At 37.2% G+C, this 18,154-nt stretch carries 20 protein-coding genes; 16 read left to right on the top strand and 4 right to left on the bottom strand.

Features of this window, described 5'->3' with window-relative positions; genetic code table 11:
- Nucleotides 1-56: 56 nt before the first annotated feature.
- Complete coding sequence (locus F4V44_RS11005; RefSeq protein WP_150440031.1) at nucleotides 57-851, top strand: phosphatidylserine decarboxylase; 795 nt, start codon at nucleotides 57-59, stop codon at nucleotides 849-851.
- A gap of 44 nt (nucleotides 852-895) precedes the next feature.
- Here F4V44_RS11005 and sda read toward each other — a convergent pair whose 3' ends face one another.
- The gene (sda, locus tag F4V44_RS11000) at nucleotides 896-1,036 is read right to left on the bottom strand and encodes a sporulation histidine kinase inhibitor Sda (protein ID WP_150440030.1); all 141 of its coding nucleotides are present in this window, start codon (nucleotides 1,034-1,036) and stop codon (nucleotides 896-898) included.
- A gap of 488 nt (nucleotides 1,037-1,524) precedes the next feature.
- Here sda and F4V44_RS10995 point away from each other — a divergent pair, with 488 nt between their 5' ends.
- The 8 genes from F4V44_RS10995 (at nucleotide 1,525) to F4V44_RS10960 (ending at nucleotide 6,705) form a co-directional block, all read left to right on the top strand.
- Nucleotides 1,525-2,040, top strand: coding sequence for a YqeG family HAD IIIA-type phosphatase (locus tag F4V44_RS10995; protein ID WP_150440029.1), 516 nt, complete (start codon nucleotides 1,525-1,527; stop codon nucleotides 2,038-2,040).
- Between the two features lie 5 nt (nucleotides 2,041-2,045).
- A complete protein-coding gene (gene yqeH, locus F4V44_RS10990; protein ID WP_223881854.1) occupies nucleotides 2,046-3,149 on the top strand; it encodes a ribosome biogenesis GTPase YqeH in 1,104 nt (367 codons plus the stop codon).
- A 35-nt stretch (nucleotides 3,150-3,184) separates the two neighbouring features.
- Nucleotides 3,185-4,024: a shikimate dehydrogenase gene (aroE, locus tag F4V44_RS10985; RefSeq protein WP_150440027.1), complete on the top strand. Its 840-nt coding sequence runs from the start codon at nucleotides 3,185-3,187 to the stop codon at nucleotides 4,022-4,024.
- Nucleotides 4,018-4,308 carry a ribosome assembly RNA-binding protein YhbY gene (yhbY, locus tag F4V44_RS10980; RefSeq protein WP_150440026.1) on the top strand — a complete coding sequence of 97 codons (291 nt, stop codon included), beginning with the start codon at nucleotides 4,018-4,020 and terminating at the stop codon, nucleotides 4,306-4,308. Before aroE ends, yhbY begins: the two co-directional genes overlap by 7 nt.
- 161 nt (nucleotides 4,309-4,469) lie before the next feature.
- Complete coding sequence (locus tag F4V44_RS10975) at nucleotides 4,470-5,036, top strand: nicotinate-nucleotide adenylyltransferase (RefSeq protein WP_150440025.1); 567 nt, start codon at nucleotides 4,470-4,472, stop codon at nucleotides 5,034-5,036.
- A complete protein-coding gene (gene yqeK / locus F4V44_RS10970; protein ID WP_150440024.1) occupies nucleotides 5,026-5,589 on the top strand; it encodes a bis(5'-nucleosyl)-tetraphosphatase (symmetrical) YqeK in 564 nt (187 codons plus the stop codon). Before F4V44_RS10975 ends, yqeK begins: the two co-directional genes overlap by 11 nt.
- Before the next feature lie 4 nt (nucleotides 5,590-5,593).
- On the top strand, nucleotides 5,594-5,950 hold the full coding sequence (rsfS, locus tag F4V44_RS10965; protein WP_150440023.1) for a ribosome silencing factor: 357 nt from the start codon (nucleotides 5,594-5,596) through the stop codon (nucleotides 5,948-5,950).
- Nucleotides 5,947-6,705, top strand: a complete 759-nt coding sequence (locus F4V44_RS10960; RefSeq protein WP_150440022.1) for a class I SAM-dependent DNA methyltransferase — start codon at nucleotides 5,947-5,949, stop codon at nucleotides 6,703-6,705. The genes rsfS and F4V44_RS10960 overlap by 4 nt, the downstream gene beginning before the upstream one ends.
- Before the next feature lie 293 nt (nucleotides 6,706-6,998).
- Here F4V44_RS10960 and comER read toward each other — a convergent pair whose 3' ends face one another.
- Nucleotides 6,999-7,823, bottom strand: coding sequence for a late competence protein ComER (gene comER / locus F4V44_RS10955; protein ID WP_150440021.1), 825 nt, complete (start codon nucleotides 7,821-7,823; stop codon nucleotides 6,999-7,001).
- 101 nt (nucleotides 7,824-7,924) lie between these two features.
- Here comER and F4V44_RS10950 point away from each other — a divergent pair, with 101 nt between their 5' ends.
- From F4V44_RS10950 to F4V44_RS10935, 4 genes are all read left to right on the top strand, one after another.
- Complete coding sequence (locus F4V44_RS10950) at nucleotides 7,925-8,584, top strand: helix-hairpin-helix domain-containing protein (RefSeq protein ID WP_223881853.1); 660 nt, start codon at nucleotides 7,925-7,927, stop codon at nucleotides 8,582-8,584.
- A gap of 292 nt (nucleotides 8,585-8,876) precedes the next feature.
- Nucleotides 8,877-10,031: an RNA-guided endonuclease InsQ/TnpB family protein gene (locus tag F4V44_RS10945; protein WP_150440020.1), complete on the top strand. Its 1,155-nt coding sequence runs from the start codon at nucleotides 8,877-8,879 to the stop codon at nucleotides 10,029-10,031.
- A 167-nt stretch (nucleotides 10,032-10,198) separates the two neighbouring features.
- Nucleotides 10,199-10,627 (top strand): deoxycytidylate deaminase, encoded by a 429-nt coding sequence (locus tag F4V44_RS10940; protein ID WP_223881852.1) that lies wholly within the window; start codon nucleotides 10,199-10,201, stop codon nucleotides 10,625-10,627.
- 181 nt (nucleotides 10,628-10,808) lie between these two features.
- Nucleotides 10,809-13,133 carry a DNA internalization-related competence protein ComEC/Rec2 gene (locus F4V44_RS10935; protein WP_191090622.1) on the top strand — a complete coding sequence of 775 codons (2,325 nt, stop codon included), beginning with the start codon at nucleotides 10,809-10,811 and terminating at the stop codon, nucleotides 13,131-13,133.
- A 222-nt stretch (nucleotides 13,134-13,355) separates the two neighbouring features.
- Here the strand turns inward: F4V44_RS10935 and F4V44_RS10930 are convergent, their stop codons facing one another.
- Complete coding sequence (locus tag F4V44_RS10930) at nucleotides 13,356-13,490, bottom strand: YqzM family protein (protein ID WP_150440018.1); 135 nt, start codon at nucleotides 13,488-13,490, stop codon at nucleotides 13,356-13,358.
- A gap of 490 nt (nucleotides 13,491-13,980) precedes the next feature.
- Between F4V44_RS10930 and holA the strand changes: the two genes are divergently transcribed.
- Nucleotides 13,981-14,994: a DNA polymerase III subunit delta gene (holA, locus tag F4V44_RS10925; protein ID WP_150440121.1), complete on the top strand. Its 1,014-nt coding sequence runs from the start codon at nucleotides 13,981-13,983 to the stop codon at nucleotides 14,992-14,994.
- 37 nt (nucleotides 14,995-15,031) lie between these two features.
- Here holA and rpsT read toward each other — a convergent pair whose 3' ends face one another.
- Nucleotides 15,032-15,298 carry a 30S ribosomal protein S20 gene (gene rpsT, locus F4V44_RS10920; RefSeq protein ID WP_150440017.1) on the bottom strand — a complete coding sequence of 89 codons (267 nt, stop codon included), beginning with the start codon at nucleotides 15,296-15,298 and terminating at the stop codon, nucleotides 15,032-15,034.
- Nucleotides 15,299-15,678: 380 nt separating this feature from the next.
- Between rpsT and gpr the strand changes: the two genes are divergently transcribed.
- Nucleotides 15,679-16,797, top strand: coding sequence for a GPR endopeptidase (gene gpr / locus F4V44_RS10915; RefSeq protein WP_150440016.1), 1,119 nt, complete (start codon nucleotides 15,679-15,681; stop codon nucleotides 16,795-16,797).
- Between the two features lie 148 nt (nucleotides 16,798-16,945).
- Nucleotides 16,946-18,148, top strand: a complete 1,203-nt coding sequence (gene spoIIP / locus F4V44_RS10910; protein WP_150440015.1) for a stage II sporulation protein P — start codon at nucleotides 16,946-16,948, stop codon at nucleotides 18,146-18,148.
- The last annotated feature ends 6 nt before the right edge of the window (nucleotides 18,149-18,154 follow it).

Genomic DNA, 18,154 nt, shown 5'->3' with positions numbered 1-18,154 from the left:
TAATTTGTTTATGTCTGTTAGTAAAGGCAAATGTGTCCCTTTTGGAGGTAAAGATATTGATTCAAATGATTTATCGCTTATTTATTGAATTAACGAATCGTAAGACTACATCTCTTTTATTGGCTAAATTTTCACGGTCGAAAATGAGTAAGTTTTTAATTCCTTCCTTTTCAAGAGTTTATAAAATTAATCAACTGGAGATGGAAAAATCGATTCATCAATATCAATCACTACATGAGTTTTTTACAAGAAAATTAAAACCGGATGCGCGGAAGATTAGCCAAAATCCATTGTCTGTTATTAGCCCTGTTGATGCAACAATTGAGGATTTAGGTGAAATATCATTAGATCACAGTATCTCTGTGAAAGGGAAAAAATATTCAGTATCAGAGATGCTGGGCGGCGAGGCTGAAGCGCAGAAATATATTAATGGCACATATATTATTTTTTATTTAAGTCCTAGTAATTATCATCGCATACACAGCCCTATTTCAGGAAAAGTAATCGGGCAAAAAACGATTGGAACAAAATCTTATCCTGTTAATAAGTATGGTATAAAATACGGAAAAAGACCGCTTTCGAAAAATTATCGAATCATTACCGAAATGTATTATAATGGTGTATCGATGGCAATGGTTAAAGTGGGAGCTATGTTTATCAATTCGATTGAAATATTACACAGTCATGATGAAGTAGAGAAAGGGTCAGAAGTTGCCTATTTTTCCTTTGGCTCAACAGTGGTTCTGTTATTTGAGCCAGGTACTTTTACAACAGCTTTGAAAAGTCTGCCATGTACAATCCATGTAGGTGAATGTATTGGTTATCTTAAGGAAACATCAAATCATGTATAAGCCGGTTAAAAAAATAAAACCCCTAAAAAAGGGGCGGATATAACTTACGAAGTTATCTTAGTTTTGTAGTTGAGGGAGCGTCGGTGAATTTCCGCTTCAATTAAGCGGATAAAATCTGGACTTAAGTTTAATTCTATGGCTTTACGGTAGGATTCAAGCAGCAGCTCATTTGATAATTTAAACATGTCAGAATTCACCTCCATTTTCTTGCAAAAGAAAAAAATAATCCGAATCGGCAAGAATTTCAGGATAGTAATAAATCATTAATTAAATGAAGTAATTCTATTTGCTCCTTTATAAGTCATATAATATAAGTTAAATAGCTTGTATACATACTCTAACAGAATTTTACATCAAGAACAATCGTTCTCTTATCCACATGAAGCGGTGGATAACTTGTTATTAATTTGTTAATAAATAGTAAAAGTATAATCTTAGATACTGTTAGAAGTGTGCATAAAGTTATCCACATAATCACGTGCTGTTGAAAGGTGTCGAACGATTCTTCGCATAACTATTCATTACATGAAAAAGATTTAGAGATTTTATTTTGAACAAATGTTTAAAATTGGTTATGATGGTTACGGTGAAAAAGTGGAAAAAAGACAGCATTAATACAAATAATATATAAAGAATGATCGTTAACGGGTTATTGATAATGGGGTGTAAATTCGTGTTAAAGCAATTCTTGCCTAATCAGCATGTAAAAAGTATTCTGGATATTCGTCCGGAAGACTTAAAAGCTCGAGGAATAAAAGCAATTATTACCGACCTTGACAACACTCTTGTTGAATGGGATCGGCCGCAGGCGACGCCGCACGTTATTAAATGGTTTGAAGATATGAAGAGGCATGAGATTAAAGTAACCATTGTTTCGAATAATAATGAATCACGGGTTAAGGCGTTTTCAGACCCGCTTAATGTAAAGTTTATTTTCCGCGCCAAAAAGCCTCTGGCAAAAGCCTTTCATAAAGCTGCAGAATCAATGAATGTAAAAAAGGAAGAGACTGTTGTGATAGGTGATCAGCTTTTAACAGATGTTCTAGGAGGGAATAGGGGTGGTTTTCATACCATCTTAGTAATACCTGTTGCTCAAACAGATGGATTAGCAACGAAATTTAATCGATTAGTGGAAAGACAAATCTTGAACTGGTTTAGAAAAAAAGGCATGCTGCAATGGGAGGAATAAATCATTTGAGTGAACAGTATTCATGTGTTGGATGCGGAGTGCAAATTCAAACAGAAAATCCTGTGGAATTAGGTTATACTCCGGCATCTGCTTTAGAAAAGGAACCAATTATATGTCAACGATGCTTTCGATTAAAGCATTATAACGAAATACAGGATGTAAGTTTGACGGATGATGATTTTTTACGGATTTTAAATGAAATAGGCAAAAGTGATGCCTTGATTGTAAAAATTGTTGATATTTTTGATTTTAACGGCAGCTGGCTGCCAGGGCTTCATCGTTTTACAGGCAAAAATAAAGTGTTGCTGATTGGAAATAAAGTGGATTTGATTCCAAAGTCAGTGAAGCCTAATAAATTAATTAATTGGATGAAACAAGAAGCAAAACAGCTCGGTTTAAAGCCGGCAGAGGTGTTTCTTGTAAGTGCTGCAAAAGGACTTTTTATGAAAGAGGTTGCTGCAGCTATTGATGAATATAGAGAAGGCAAGGATGTCTATATTGTCGGATGTACAAATGTTGGCAAATCCACCTTCATTAATCGGATTATTAAAGAAGTGACAGGTGAGGGTGACGTCATTACGACTTCGCATTTCCCTGGAACAACCCTTGATATTATCGAGATTCCGCTTTCAGATGGACAAGCTTTAGTTGACACACCTGGAATTATCAACCATCATCAAATGGCCCACTATGTGGATAAAAGTGATTTAAAAGTAATAACACCTAAAAAAGAGATAAAACCGAGAGTATACCAGTTAAATGAAGGTCAAACGCTATTTTTTGGCGGGCTGGGCCGATTCGATTATATTAAAGGCGGGCGTAAATCATTTTCCTGTCATTTTTCAAATGAATTAATGATTCATCGGACAAAGCTGGAAAATGCTGATGATTTATACAATAGGCAAGCAGGGGAATTGTTAACACCGCCGAAAATGGATGAATTGGAGACATTTCCTGAGTTAGTTAGACATGAGTTCACGGTAAAGGAAGGGAAGACAGATATTGTGTTTTCCGGTCTTGGCTGGGTTACCGTTCACGAACCGGGAGCTGTTGTCGCAGCATACGTTCCAAAAGGGGTTCATGCGCTCATAAGAAAAGCTTTAATATAGAAATAGAAATTGTTTAGGGACAGGGAGAGGTTTTTGTGAAAAAAATATTTGGGGTCATTGGTGATCCGATTGCGCACTCGATGTCACCAATTATGCTTAATGATTCATTTCAGCGCTATGATATCGATGCAGAGTACTTTGCTTTTCATATAAAGAATGAATTTTTGCAAGATGCGGTCAAGGGGTTTAAGGCGATTAATTTAGCTGGCTTTAATGTAACAGTGCCGCATAAAACAGCGATTATGCCGTTTTTAGATGAAATTGATCCTCTTGCACAAGCCATTGGTGCGGTCAATACGGTTGTGAACGATGAAGGTAGATTTATTGGATATAATACAGATGGAAGTGGTTTTTTAGAAGGCCTTAAGAAAGAGATTCCATCTTTTAAAAACAAAAATATGCTGTTAATCGGTGCTGGCGGAGCAGCGCGGGCTATTTATTTTACAATGGCACATGCGGGTATTCAGTCTATCGATATTGCGAATCGGACACTGGATAAAGCAGACTATCTCGTACAAAATTGTCCTTATCCTGTAAATTCTACAGTATTAGGGATAGAAGATGCAGAAGAAAATTTGTCCAAATATGATTTTATTGTACAGACAACATCTATTGGCATGCATCCAGATGTTGACCGTTCACCTATTCGCCTTGATCGATTAAAAAAAGATGCCTTTGTCAGTGATATTATCTATACACCGCTTGAAACGAAGTTTTTGCAGCAGGCAAAACAAAATGGAGCTCAAACGCAAAATGGAGTTTCGATGTTTGTCTATCAAGGTGCGCTGGCATTTCAAAAATGGACTGGAATACTGCCGGATACGGAGAAAATGCAGTCGATTGTATTGAAACAACTGGGAGGAAAATCATGTTAACAGGTAAACAGAAAAGATTTTTGCGATCTAAAGCTCATCATTTAAACCCTATCTTTCAAGTAGGAAAGGGAGGCGTGAATGAGAATATGACTAAGCAGATTCGTGAGGCTTTAGAAGCTCGTGAGCTGCTAAAAGTAAGTGTTCTGCAAAATTGTGATGAAGATAGAGATGAGGTAGCTGAAGCCATAGCAAAAGGAGCAGAAGCTGAACTCGTTCAAATCATTGGAAATACGATTGTATTATACAAAGAATCCAGTGAAAATAAGCAGCTCGTATTGCCGTAAGGACCATTCCAGTGATGTCCGAGCTTCGGGCGCCATCAACGGTCTTTGCTTAAGTTCCGCAGGATGCGGTCATGCAGATGCTGTCATAGGAAGCGGTGATTGTACTCTGCATGCTACTTAAGCAGGTGCCTTACGCTTTTTTGGATAGGAGATGATTTTCTCTGAAAAGAATTGGTATTTTAGGGGGGACATTTAACCCGCCTCATATAGGACATCTAATTATTGCTAATGAAGTGCAAGTAAAATTGAATTTCGATGAAATATGGTTTATGCCGAATCAGGAACCGCCTCATAAGGAGACGTTAAACGGGGTGAGCGGTCATCATCGGTCAGAGATGGTTCAGAGGGCCATTGCCAGTAATCCAAAGTTTAAGCTGCAATCAATTGAGCTTGAACGTCCGGGCAGGTCCTATACATATGATACGATGATGCTTTTAACGAAGAAGTATAATTATCGCTTTTATTTCATTATTGGTGCGGATATGATTGAGTATTTGCCGAATTGGTATAAAATTGATGAATTGGTGAAAGTTGTAACGTTTGTCGGTGTCAATAGACCTGAATATAACAAAGAATCAGATTATCCAATCACTTATGTCGATGTACCAAATGTTGAAATCTCCTCTTTAATGATTAGAGATCGCTTAAAAGAAGGGAAAAGTATCTTTTACCTTGTTCCGGAATCGGTTAGGGAATATATTGAGGAGAATCGATTATATGAAACGTGAAGAAGCACTTGAGATAGTTAAAAAACAGCTCACAGAGCATCGATATCAACACACCTTGGGAGTAATGGAGACAGCGGTCACTTTAGCTAGAAAATATGGAGCAGATGAAAAAAGGGCAGAGCTTGCAGCAATCTTTCATGATTATGCAAAGTTCCGCGATAAAACAGAAATGAAATCAATCATCATCGAACAAAAAATGGATAAAGAATTGCTTGAGTATAATGGTGAGCTTTGGCATGCGCCAGTTGGTGCCTTTTTGACGGAAAAAGAGGCGGGTATCACAGACTCTGAAGTACTTGATGCCATTCGCTACCATACATCAGGCCGGCCAAATATGACAATACTAGAAAAAATTATTTATCTAGCTGATTACATTGAACCGGGAAGACATTTTCCAGGCGTAGAGGAAGTCAGGGAAATGGCTAATCATGATTTAAATCAAGCGCTAATACAAGCAGTTAAAAATACTATTGTTTTCTTGCTGAAGAAAAATCAGCGTATTTTTCCTCTCACATTTCTTACGTATAATGATTTAGTCAAAAAGGAGGATTGATTACATGAATGAACGGCAATTATTAGAGGTAGCTGTGAAAGCAGCGGATGATAAAAGAGCAGAGGAAATTGTAGTTTTAAATATGAAAGGTATTTCACTTGTGGCTGATTATTTTGTTATCTGTCATGGGAATTCTGACAAGCAAGTTCAGGCAATCGCCAGAGAAATGAAGGAAAAAGTAGAAGAGAATGGGTTTTCCATTAAACGTATGGAAGGTTTCGACGAAGCGAAATGGATTCTTGTTGACCTTGGTGATGTGGTTGCACATGTTTTTCATAAGGATGAGAGAAGCTATTATAACCTTGAACGTCTATGGGGAGATGCTCCGATTGAAAACATCCAAAGTGAGCTTAATCAATGACATATGGCAGGTTCGCTTATCTTTATGATGAATTAATGAGGGATGTGCCTTATCAAGAATGGCTTCGATTTATTAATAGACAAGCTTCTTCTTATGGAGTTACAGGAAAGAACTTATTAGATTTAGCTTGCGGGACAGGTGAATTATCCATTCAATTAGCTGAAGAAGGGTATCATGTGACTGGTGTTGACCTTTCTGCAGATATGCTGGCAGTAGCAAAAGAAAAGGCCGAAAAAAAAGGATATTCTCTGTTTTTTGTTGAGCAAGATATGTCAGAGCTTGAAGGATTGGATCAATTTGATATTATAGGCATTTTCTGCGATTCCCTTAATTATTTGCAAACAGAAAGAGAAGTTGTCCAAACGTTTGAAAGAGTATGTCAACATATAAAGCCGGAAGGATTATTCCTGTTTGATGTTCATTCGATTAACAAAATAAATACTTTATTTATTGACCAAACGTACGCATATAATGGTGAGGATGTAAGCTATATTTGGCAATGCTTTGAAGGTGAGCACCCGAATAGTGTTGAACATGAATTGACTTTTTTTCAGCTTGACAATCAGACAAATCAATATCATCGTTATGATGAGCTTCATCTGCAACGAACTTTCTCTGCCCGGCAATATGAACAATGGCTGTGGGAAACAGGTTTTGAACTTCTCGATGTTTCAGCAGATTTTCTAGGTTCAAAGCCAAATGAAAAGTCGGAAAGAATTTTCTTTACAGCCCGGAAACAGAATAAAACAGTATAATTAGTTTTTTTAAATAGCTTTGTTTATTTACGGGGTTTATTTTTGACTCATCTAAAGCTGTATGGTTAGGAAGTGACTGGAGAAAATGCATTTTCCCTTGTCGCTTCCTAACCATACAGCAACCTTTCAGCACAGCTGAAAGGCGTGAGAAATATCCATTTCTCACGGATGAGTCAAAAATCCGACCTAGCAATATTATTCGTTAACATATCTCGCAGGTGCCTTAATAATGATTAAAAATTTCTAACAACTAAAATGATAAGATTAGAAGGAATTGCGCTTTCTCTAGCGAATTATTTAATGGTATACTGACTCCTTAATTCTGCCAAATCATCTTCAAATTTCAAATGTGTTGCCTGAAAAACGTGTTCAAACACATCCCCTAGTTCATTTTCTAAGACTTTAATTCCTTCTCCTGTAATGCCTCCTTTTACGCAAACCTTTTCTTGCAGTGTAGGCAGTGTGTAATGCCCCTGCCGAAGTAACTCTCCTAAACCGATTAACATCTCACTTGCTAAAATAGTTGCTTTTTCTTGGTCAATTTTTGTTTCATTTACGGCTGCCTGAATAAAACGCTGTGTTAAATAGCTGAAAAAAGCTGGCCCACAGCTAACAATATCAGAAGCAACCCTTGTAATATCTTCGGAAATTTCAACTGGTGTGGAAATATGATTAAAAAGGTTAACAACCGAATCCTTCCACAATTGTGAACATTTTTGCCCGAATGAAACTAATGTTACCCCAGCGAGAGCCCTGTTTGTAATACTTGGAATCACTCTTGCAACTGAACAAGGGAGTACAGATTCCAACTGATCTACGTTAATTGGGCTCGTAATGGAAATAACACATTTTTCTTTTGTTAAATAAGGTTGAAGCTTCTTCGTTACTGGATACACATCATGTGGCTTTACGCAAATAAAAATCAAATCACAAATTTTACCAATTTTCTCTATGTTCTTCGTTAGCTGTATTTCCGGATATTGTTGTTTAATGGAAAAAGCCTTTGAAATGGTTCTATTTGTAATCATCATGGAGGAAGGGGAAACGGCCTTTCCATCCACTAATGCTTCTGTTAAGATTCTCCCCATATTCCCTGTTCCGATGATCCCGACATCCATTGTTCCATCCCTCCTTTACAGACCCACTCTCATAACATGCTATGTGAAAATTTTTGGATTTATGCTTATTCAAAAGAACCCTATATTTTAAGTGGAAAGGAATGTTTGATGTGATAGATTGGCTAAAAGGCAATAAAATGTACCTATTGATTGCAACTTTGGTTGTTTTAACGATTGTCATTTATTTTCTTGTTCCTTCAGAGAAAAATCTTTCTAATAAGGCAGTTAATAGTGATTGGATGGAAATTGAAGATAAAGGGCTTCTTGAGGATGAACAGGAAGAAACGGAAATAGAAGGGATAACGGAAGAGAAGGAAAGGATATTGATTGATGTGAAAGGAGCCGTTGCGGCTCCTGGGGTATATGAGGCCTTATCTGGAGATCGTGTTCAGAATCTTATTAATCAAGCAGGGGGACTGCTCGAAACAGCCGATCAACAAAAAATTAATTTTGCAATGAAGGTTGTTGATGAAATGGTTTTGTATATTCCAATGATAGGAGAAGATAGTCAAGTGACAGCGGGGGGTCAGGGAAGTATTCCAGCGGCTGATGCAGTTCAGGGGAAGGCTCTGGTCAATCTTAATACAGCTTCTGAATCAGAATTAGAAACATTGCCTGGAGTAGGACCATCAAAGGCAGCTGCTATTATGGAGTATCGTGAAACGAATGGCCGTTTTCAAAACATTGAAGAGTTAATGGAGATTAGCGGGATTGGAGAGAAGACATTTGAGAAACTAAAGGAGCATATCAGCGTGAACTAGGATAGTACAAGTAGAATAGTCATGATACAATATCGGGAGAAATTGTTTAGGAATAGAAGAAGTTGTGAAACAGTAGTTAAAAATGTATACAAATAGATATAAAAGTAATCAAATATACTTTATAATAATTTGTTTGATTCTTTCTTTCATTTATAATCCTGCTTTATCGTTTAGGAATCCATCCATATAACCTTTCTATTTAGGTCCTTTTATGATAAATATTCCATCATCTCTCTTGTATTTTATAGTAAAATAGAACTATAAAATAGGTAAGCATAAAGGGGGGATAATCATGAAAAAAGCCTATAGGACAGAAATTCTTTTAAATGAAAAACAGCAGCAAAAAGTCCATCAAACCATCGGTGTTTGTCGGTATGTTTACAATCTCTATCTTACTACTGCGCAAAAACATTATAAAGACACAGGTAAGCACTTGTCAGGCTATGATTTTTCCAAGTGGTTGAATCACGTTCACACGAAACAAACGGATTTTTGGATTAAAGACGTATCCAGTAAAGCGGTGAAGAAGTCCATTATGAATGGAGATCAAGCCTTTAAAAACTTTTTCAAAGGAATAGCTCAGTTGCCTAAGGTAAAGAAAAAGAAACATCAAGAGGTGAAAACCTATTTTCCAAAGAATAATCCGACCGATTTGTTAGTGGAGCGTCATCGCATCAAGATTCCTACACTTGGATGGGTTCAATTAAAGGAATATGGTTATATTCCTTCTAACGCAAAGGTTTCCAGTTGTACTGTGTCACAAAAGGCCAATCGGTACTATCTCTCTGTTTTGTGTGAGGTGGAACAAAAACAAGAGAGTCAGATTCCGGTTCATGATGGAATCGGGGTTGATTTAGGGATTACGGATTTTGCTATATGCAGTCATCATCAGACGTTTAAGAATATCAATCAAACACAGAAGGTCAAGAAACTGGAAAAGAATTTAAAAAGGCAGCAAAGGAAAATGAGTCGTAGTTATGAACTAAATAAAAATCGAAAGAGAGGTGAATTCTGCGCTAAAAACAGGCAACAGCAACTGATAAAAGTTCAAAAACTGCACGCTAGACTAGCCAATATTCGAAAAGAATATGTTCGATTGGTGGTCAATCAGCTGGTGAAAACCAAGCCGGCTTATATCACGATTGAGGATTTAAATGTGAAAGGCCTGATGAAAAATCGACATGTATCCAAAGCGGTCGCGGGGCAACGCTTCTACTATTTTAAAGAATGGCTTACTTCTAAATGTAAGCAGTACGGAATTGAGCTTAGACAAGTCGACCGATTCTATCCATCTTCTAAGCTTTGTTCTTATTGTGAGCATAAGAAAGTGAAGTTAAGCTTATCTGAACGAAATTTTACATGTGATACTTGTGATACTGAATTGGATCGAGATTTTAATGCCTCTTTAAATCTGAAGTACGCAAAAGAATACACAGTTTTAACTTAACTAATCTGTGTATATGTACGGTCGGCTAGATCGGAATTGACGCCTGTGGAGTGTTATATCAACCGTAGTAGCGGGCAAGCGGCGGGACGGGACACGTAGAAGCAGGAATTTGTCTAGCGTAGATGAATAAATACTTTTGTCTATGTTTTTAGTAGCAGAGAATAATCATGACAATGACAAGAAAAAGCTGGGATGATTATTTTTTAGACATTGCAGAAGAGGTTGGGACACGTTCTACCTGTCCAAGACTACATGTAGGATGTGTTATTGTGAAGGATAAACACATTGCATCAACAGGTTATAATGGCTCTATTCATGGTCATGATCATTGTGAAGATGTTGGGTGTTTAATTAACGAGCAAGGCCGGTGTATCCGAACTCTTCACGCTGAAGAGAATGCTGTCCTTCATGCTGATCGAGGTCTGTTAAAAGGTGCTACAGCTTATGTAACACATGAACCATGTGAGAAGTGTGCCAAAACTCTTGCTCAGTCTGGAATTGCTAGAATTGTTTATCGGGATGCTTATCCAAACAAATGGAATGATTTCTTTTTAAAAGATATTGAAGTGGTTCATCTGCCTAGCAAGGAATCGTAGGTTTTTCTTTGTTATGCAGGGAGAAAAGGGAATGTCCCAAAAGCAAAGGTGTCAGGCACCACCATAAAGTATTCGGGTATCACGTTGCGTAAAATCGCACTGGACATAGATAAATAGTAAATGCCAGACACCTTATGGGACAACTCCTAAAGCATTCCATATGTCAGAGGAGAAGAAATATATGAATAATATGGGCGTATTTTATGCAGCTGCTGCCTTTCTAGGGATAATGGCTTCATTTCAAAATTTCATAGTACATTTTATTATCTTTTGTTTATATCTCATCTTTCTAATAAAAAATAAGAAGTATCGGTTAATTCAGGTAATAGCTACTATCCTTTTTTTCGTTGTCTTTTTTGTAAGATCTGAAGTTGAGATTGCTAATAACAAAACACATTTGACAGGAAATGAACAATGGTTTGAACTCCATTTTAATGAAATTGGAAAAATAGAAGGAGATCGGCTTACGATAAAGGCCTTTGATCGGGTAACATCAGAGACTCTCATAGTAAGATATCGAATTCGTTCAGCAAAAGAGAAACAAATACTTCAGAAAAAACTTTCCCCTGGGATAGTCTGCCGCGTAAAAGGAAAGCTTGAAGAGCCTTCCTCATCCACTAATGAAAATGCCTTCGATTATAAAAAATATCTCCAACAAAATCACATCTATTGGATACTTAAACCTGAACAATTGGACATGGATACATGCAGGCCAAAGCCTAGTTTTTTAACGATATTAAGAAAAATTCGTGCTGATGGTATTCATTATTTACAAGCATATTTCCCAAAGGAAACCGTACCATTAGCTGCCGCATTGCTTTTCGGTACAAGTGATTTACTTTCATCTGATACAATGGATGATTATCGAAATCTTGGCCTTGTTCATTTATTAGCCATTTCCGGTCTTCACATTGCAATTATTGTAGCGATAGTAAATTTTCTTCTTCTGCGTATGGGAATAACGAGGGAAAAAAGCTTTGTGATGCTTATTGTTTGTTTGCCGGTTTACTGCATATTAACTGGTGCCTCTCCTTCGGTTAATCGTTCTGTATTAATGACGATGCTTTTGCTTATTGGGAAAAGATGGGGGAAGAATGGTAAGCTTACGCCTCTTGATGCTATTAGCTTGACGTTTCTTCTTTACTTGTTCGTGTCACCATTAGCCATATTCAATATTGGTTTTCAGTTATCCTTTTTAGTAACCTTCGCCTTGCTTATTTCATCATTTTATATTTTAAAGAGGAACGAACATCCCATTTCGCTTTTGCTGGTAACTTCATTCCTATCTATGATTATTACGGCTCCGCTGCTTTTATATTTCTTTTTTGAGTTCTCTATTATTTCTCTCCTTGTCAATCTGCTTTATATTCCACTCTTTAATGTTATTTTACTTCCATATGTATTATTTGGTTTTCTGTTTCATTTATTATTTGGAAGCATCGTAAATCCTTTGCTAAAACCTTTAGATTTACTAATTATTTTCACAAATCAAGTAACGGAGAAAATCTCCATGCTGCCATGGAATACGGTAATCCTAGGCAGGCCGTCACTGCCGCTAGTTTTCTTATACTGTTGGGGGATTTTTTTATTTTTTGTTTTGTGGGAGAAGGGCGTATCTGGAGTAAGGAAACTTCTGCTTTTTTTGCTGCCATGTACTCTCTGTATTGGACAATGGGCTGTGACAAACTTTTCCTCTCAAGGAGAAGTTACCTTTTTGGATGTTGGACAGGGTGATAGTATTTATATAAGACTTCCCTATGGTAAGGGGCATTATTTAATTGATACAGGCGGAACTATCTCATTTGAAAAAAAGCCCTGGCAACAAGTAAATGATGGATATGAAGTAGGAGAGGATACGGTCGTTCCATTTTTAAAAAGTAAGGGAGTCACTACGATTGATAAGCTGATACTGACACATGGGGATGCAGACCATGTGGGCGGTGCAAAAGCTGTTATGAGAGAGTTAAAGGTTCGTGAAATCGTATTACCGGATATAAAGAATAGAAGCAGTTTAGAAGCTGAATTGATTCAATTGGGGCAGCAAAAACAAACGGCAATCAGGTATGTTCATGAAGGTGAAAGCTGGCAGGTTGATGAAAATCGTTTTTATATATTGTCTCCTAAAGAGAATAGTACGTTAACAAGCAATAATGCATCTATTGTTCTGTACACAGTTCTAGGGAAGACTTCCTGGCTCTTTACGGGAGATTTAGAGAAGGAGGGGGAGTTAGTTCTGATGCAAAAATATCCTCAACTATCTGCAGATGTTTTAAAGGTTGGTCACCATGGAAGTCATTCATCAACAACAGAGCTATTCCTTGAACAAATCGCACCTAAAATGGCTGTTATTTCTGCAGGTAAAAATAACTCCTTTGGGCATCCGCATCCTGAGGTAATTGAACGATTAGAAAGAAAGAAAATAAATATTCTAAGAACAGATATAACTGGGGCCATTACATTCACATTTAATAAAGAGTCAGGCACCTTTTCAGTTCATCACCCATAGGATATAACAAATATGAAAAGCGCAAGCGCCTTGCTCAGCCCCGACAAGCATAAGTCGCTCCTGAATAGAAGGCGTTCTTTGCCTTCAATTCAGGAGTGGCTTATGACCTCGAGGGGCTAGGCGCTGGAGCTAGACCACTATCAAAGTTTAAAAAGATACACTTTCTTACTTAATTGAAAAGAGACTACTTGATGTAGTCTCATAATTGGAAGCTATGTAATATTAGGATCCAATAAATTGAACGACAGTTGCGATAATAAACAATGTTGCGAAAAATCCAAACGAAACAATAAAACCTACCCCGGAATCAATTGCATCATTACGTTTACTTTGTACATTTTGTTCAAATTCGTTCACAATTTTCCCCCCCTAATATTCTGATAATAGTATAAGCGATTAAAAAGAAAAAATCTACTCCTCAGAACATGCACTTCCTCAACTGACAACAGTTGTCATTAATATATGAAATTCATTAGGTCAAAATATAGATATCGTGATACCGTCAAACATTTTTGTTTCCTAGGACTAAAATGGGTGGCGTTCAATATAGATTAGGAATTGGTGCTGTCAAGGGTACCAATTCCTTTTGATTGCTTGTCAAATCTCCTTTGCTTCTTTACCATAGAATTAACTTCATTCAGCAGAAGTTCTCCACTTTCATAAGTGGGGGATGAATGCAAAAGGTTATTTGATTTAGTGGGGTTCAAAGCCCTGCTGAATGAAGTTAAGCCTCCGGCGAGTCTTGCGATTTTTTAGGGTAATTTATCGACCGAGCTCGATAAAAATCCGGACGCAAATTCGGCGGGCGAATTTGATTAGATAGATGCAATGGATCGGAGCGAGGATGATGATTTTTGAATTATGGAAGTCAATAAAAAGAAAAGAGTTTGCTCTTGTTTATTTATTATATGGAAAAGAGTCATTTCTCATAAATGAAACAAAGCAACTGCTTATTAGCCAAGTGCTTCATGACGATGAGGTTGAGTTTAATTTATCTACCTATGACCTTAGTGAAACGCCGATTGAGTTAGCGCTTGAAGATGCTGAAACATTTCCCTTTATGGGTGAACGAAAGCTGCTTTTTTTACATAATCCGCATTTTTTAACAGCTGAGAAAACAAAGGAGAAGGTTGACCATAATTTAGCAAGACTGGAGGCCTATATAAAAGAGCCTGCTCCCTATTCAACGCTTGTATTTGTGGCTCCTTATGAAAAATTGGATGAAAGAAAGAAGCTGACGAAAGCATTAAAGAAGAGTGCGATTACCTTTGAAGCCAATAAACTATCTGAGGCTGAATTAAAAAATTGGATCCGCTCTAGAGCTGAATACAATGGAGTGACAATTGAGCCAGAAGCAGTAGAATTGATGTTAACACTAGTAGGGCCAAATTTATTTATGCTTACAAGTGAAGTGGATAAGATTGCATTATACATTGGGAAAGGGTTAACCATTGATACAAAGACAGTTGACCATCTTGTTTCACGTTCGTTAGAGCAGAATATCTTTACATTGGTTGATAAAATCGTTTCACGAAAAATTGAAGATGCTTTAAGGATTTATTATGATCTATTAAAACTAAATGAAGAACCAATCAAAGTTTTAGCTGTCATAACGAATCAGTTTCGCTTAATCTATCAAGTGAAGGAACTGGCAAAACGCGGTTACGGGCAAAAACAGATTGCCACACATATAAAAATTCATCCCTTTCGTGTGAAATTGGCAGCAGGACAGGCGCAGAAATTTACTGAAGAAGAACTGACCCATATCATGAAGCAATTAGCTGAGGCCGATTACCAAATGAAAACAGGAAAAATGAATAAAGTATTATTGATAGAATTGTTCTTGCTTAAATTAAAATAAAAAGGCTGTTCCCTAAGGAACAGCCTTTTTATTTTAATTATGCATTTAAAGAATTCATTTTTTTCATTAGACGAGATTTCTTTCTCGCAGCAGCATTTTTATGGATAAGACCTTTTGCAGCTGCTTTGTCTAACTTACGTGCAGCTTCTGCATAAGTGCTTGTTGCTGCAGTAGAATCGTTATTCACAACTGCTGCTTCAACTTTTTTCACAGCAGTACGCATATCAGATTTAATCATAGAGTTTTGCGCATTTCTTTTTTCAGTTGTTTTAACACGTTTAATTGCAGATTTAATATTTGGCATTTGGTTCACCTCCTACAGAAAAGCATCGAGATTATATGAACTCGATTTTACATTCAATAACCCAATTGCAACAAAAGATATTTTATCAAATACAGGTCAAGATTGCAATACTCCTAATGTATTTTAAGACAGATTCTTTCCTGCTAAATAATGTTATCCACCATCTTTATACTTAATCTTGACTAGCGGACAATGATATGGCTGATTTTTGACTTATCCATGAGAAATGGACATTTCTCACTTCTTAGCCATGCAGCTTTAGATAAGTAAAAAATTAACAATGCTAATTAATAAAGCCTATTTATTCAAAAGTACGATGTATCTGAATGATTTCCATTTTTTCGGCAAAGATAATGAATAAATAATTAGGGGGGATTGTTTTGAATGAATCCATTGATTTAAGTCAATATTCTGTTCGCACAGATCTTGCCATTGAAGCTAAGGAGATGGTCCTTAGTGAAAAAAATATAAATGAACAGGAAAATCTTTCACACATAGAAGGCGTCATTATCAAAGAAAAGGAAGAAAATGATATAAAAATTTCTTTTGTCGAAGTAACAAAGGAAGGAGAGAAGGTAATTGGTAAAAAAGAAGGAAAGTATTTAACTATTGAAGTGGTTGGGATTCGACAAAGTGATACAGAGCTGCAAAAAAAGGTAGAAGAAGTTTTTGCTAGAGAATTCTCTCATTTTTTAAAACAAAGCGGTATTAAGGAGGATGCCTCCTGTTTAGTTGTTGGGCTTGGGAACTGGAATGTGACACCAGACGCTTTAGGTCCGCAGGTATGTGAAAATATTCTAGTAACAAGACATCTTTATCAGCTTCAACCAGAAAGTGTGGAAGAGGGATTTCGCCCTGTTAGTGCACTTGCACCAGGAGTTATGGGGCTAACTGGTATTGAAACAAGCGATATTATTTTTGGTGTAGTGGAAAAAACGAAGCCTGATTTTGTCATTGCGATTGATGCATTAGCATCAAGGTCTATTGAAAGAGTTAATTCTACTATTCAGATTTCAGATACAGGTATCCATCCCGGTTCAGGGGTGGGGAATAAACGCAAGGAGCTTAGCAAAGAAACGTTAGGGATTCCGACTTTTGCCATTGGCGTTCCGACTGTAGTCGACGCTGTTTCCATTACAAGCGATACAATCGATTTTATACTCAAGCATTTCGGGAAAGAGCTTCGTGAAGGAGACAGGCCATCACGTTCTTTAATACCGGCAGGAATGACGTTTGGAAAACGTAAAAAGCTGACAGAAGAGGATTTGCCTGAGGAGCATCATCGGAAAACCTTTTTAGGGATGGTTGGTACATTAGAAGATGAAGAAAAGCGGAAGCTGATATATGAAGTACTAGCACCGTTGGGTCATAATCTAATGGTGACACCAAAAGAAGTGGATGTGTTTATAGAGGATATGGCTAATTTATTAGCAAATGGACTGAATGCTAGTTTACACAGCTCAATCGACCAGGAAAACGCCGGCTTCTATACTAGATAAAAGGATTTTCAGTTAGCTGTATGAATTAACCGCCGCAAAATGTGGCGGTTTTTAGTCGGTAAGCTGCAGACCTATACAATTAAGTTGTTCTACCTTTTCTAGCAAGTACATATAAATTTAGTAGACTTGCTTGGAAGAGGTGGAACAAGTGAAATTTGTTAAATCGGACCAGATGATTGTTGCTGTTAAAGGGTCTAGTTTACTTAAAGTAATTATAGGCTTTGCAGGCTTTCTTCTATTGATTTTTTTAATTAGCGGATTGTTAACGGTTTTAAAGCCAGAATACCGGCCGGCATCATCATCCGTTCATTCGGCTACAACGAATATAACTGGAGAGATGCTCTATCATTTACTAGGATGGGAAAACCATTACTTTTTGCAAGGATTACCGGAGTCAAGTCCGACGCCTGAGCTGACTCAATACTTATTCAGGCTCTCAACCAATGTAAGCCTGGATGACCCGCGCAGTTTATTAGGAAGAGAACTTCCAGCTTATTCTCTGTTTGATACGGAAATATTAGTTGCCGGGGAAGGGACCAACTATACTAATATGCCGATTGAATCAGCACCGCCACTTGAAGTATTACAAGCAGAGAAGGAAGCTGCTTTGCAGAATACAGAAGGAATTGGCGAACAAGATGATGTTGAAAAGGATACACCGCCTAATACAACCGGAGAGCGAAAAGTAGTCTATGTGTATTTTACGCATAATCGTGAATCCTTTTTGCCGCATTTAAAAGGGGTGACGGATCCGAATTTGGCTTTCCATTCTCAATTAAATGTGACGAATATCGGGGACAAGCTTAAAGAAGAACTGGAGGCAAGAGGAATTGGAACCGTTGTTGATAAAACAGATGTTCAGGCAAACTTATCTAGTAAAGGATTAACCTATGCACAGTCTTATCAGGAATCTAGGAACGTTGTGGAGGCAGCTGTTTCAGGAAATCGTGATTTAACTTATTTAATTGATATTCACCGTGATTCCCGCAGAAAAAAGGATACGACAATAGAAATGAATGGAAAGCCTTATGCGAAACTAGCTTTCATTGTCGGAGGAGAACATGCTAATTATGAAAAGAATCTAGCTTTTGCTAATGAACTTCAAGGCATGCTCGATCAAAAATATAAAGGTTTTAGCAGGGGTGTATTTACTAAAAAAGGCGCAGGAACAAACGGTAAATTTAACCAAGATCTATCTGAAAAGGCTATTCTCGTAGAATTTGGCGGTGTGGATAATACCTTCGAGGAATTAAACAATTCAGCTGTGGTTTTGGCTGATGTCATTAGTGAATATTACTGGCAGGCAGAAAAAGTGGATGGAACGCATCCGAGTCCAGCAAACGAAAGCTAGAAAGAG

Origin of the sequence: Niallia endozanthoxylica, assembly GCF_008710145.1 — a bacterium.
Classification (GTDB): Bacteria; Bacillota; Bacilli; order Bacillales; family Cytobacillaceae; genus Bacillus_BD; species Bacillus_BD endozanthoxylica.
The sequence above is the reverse complement of the archived record's forward strand: the minus strand, read 5'-3'. Positions and strand labels throughout refer to the sequence as shown.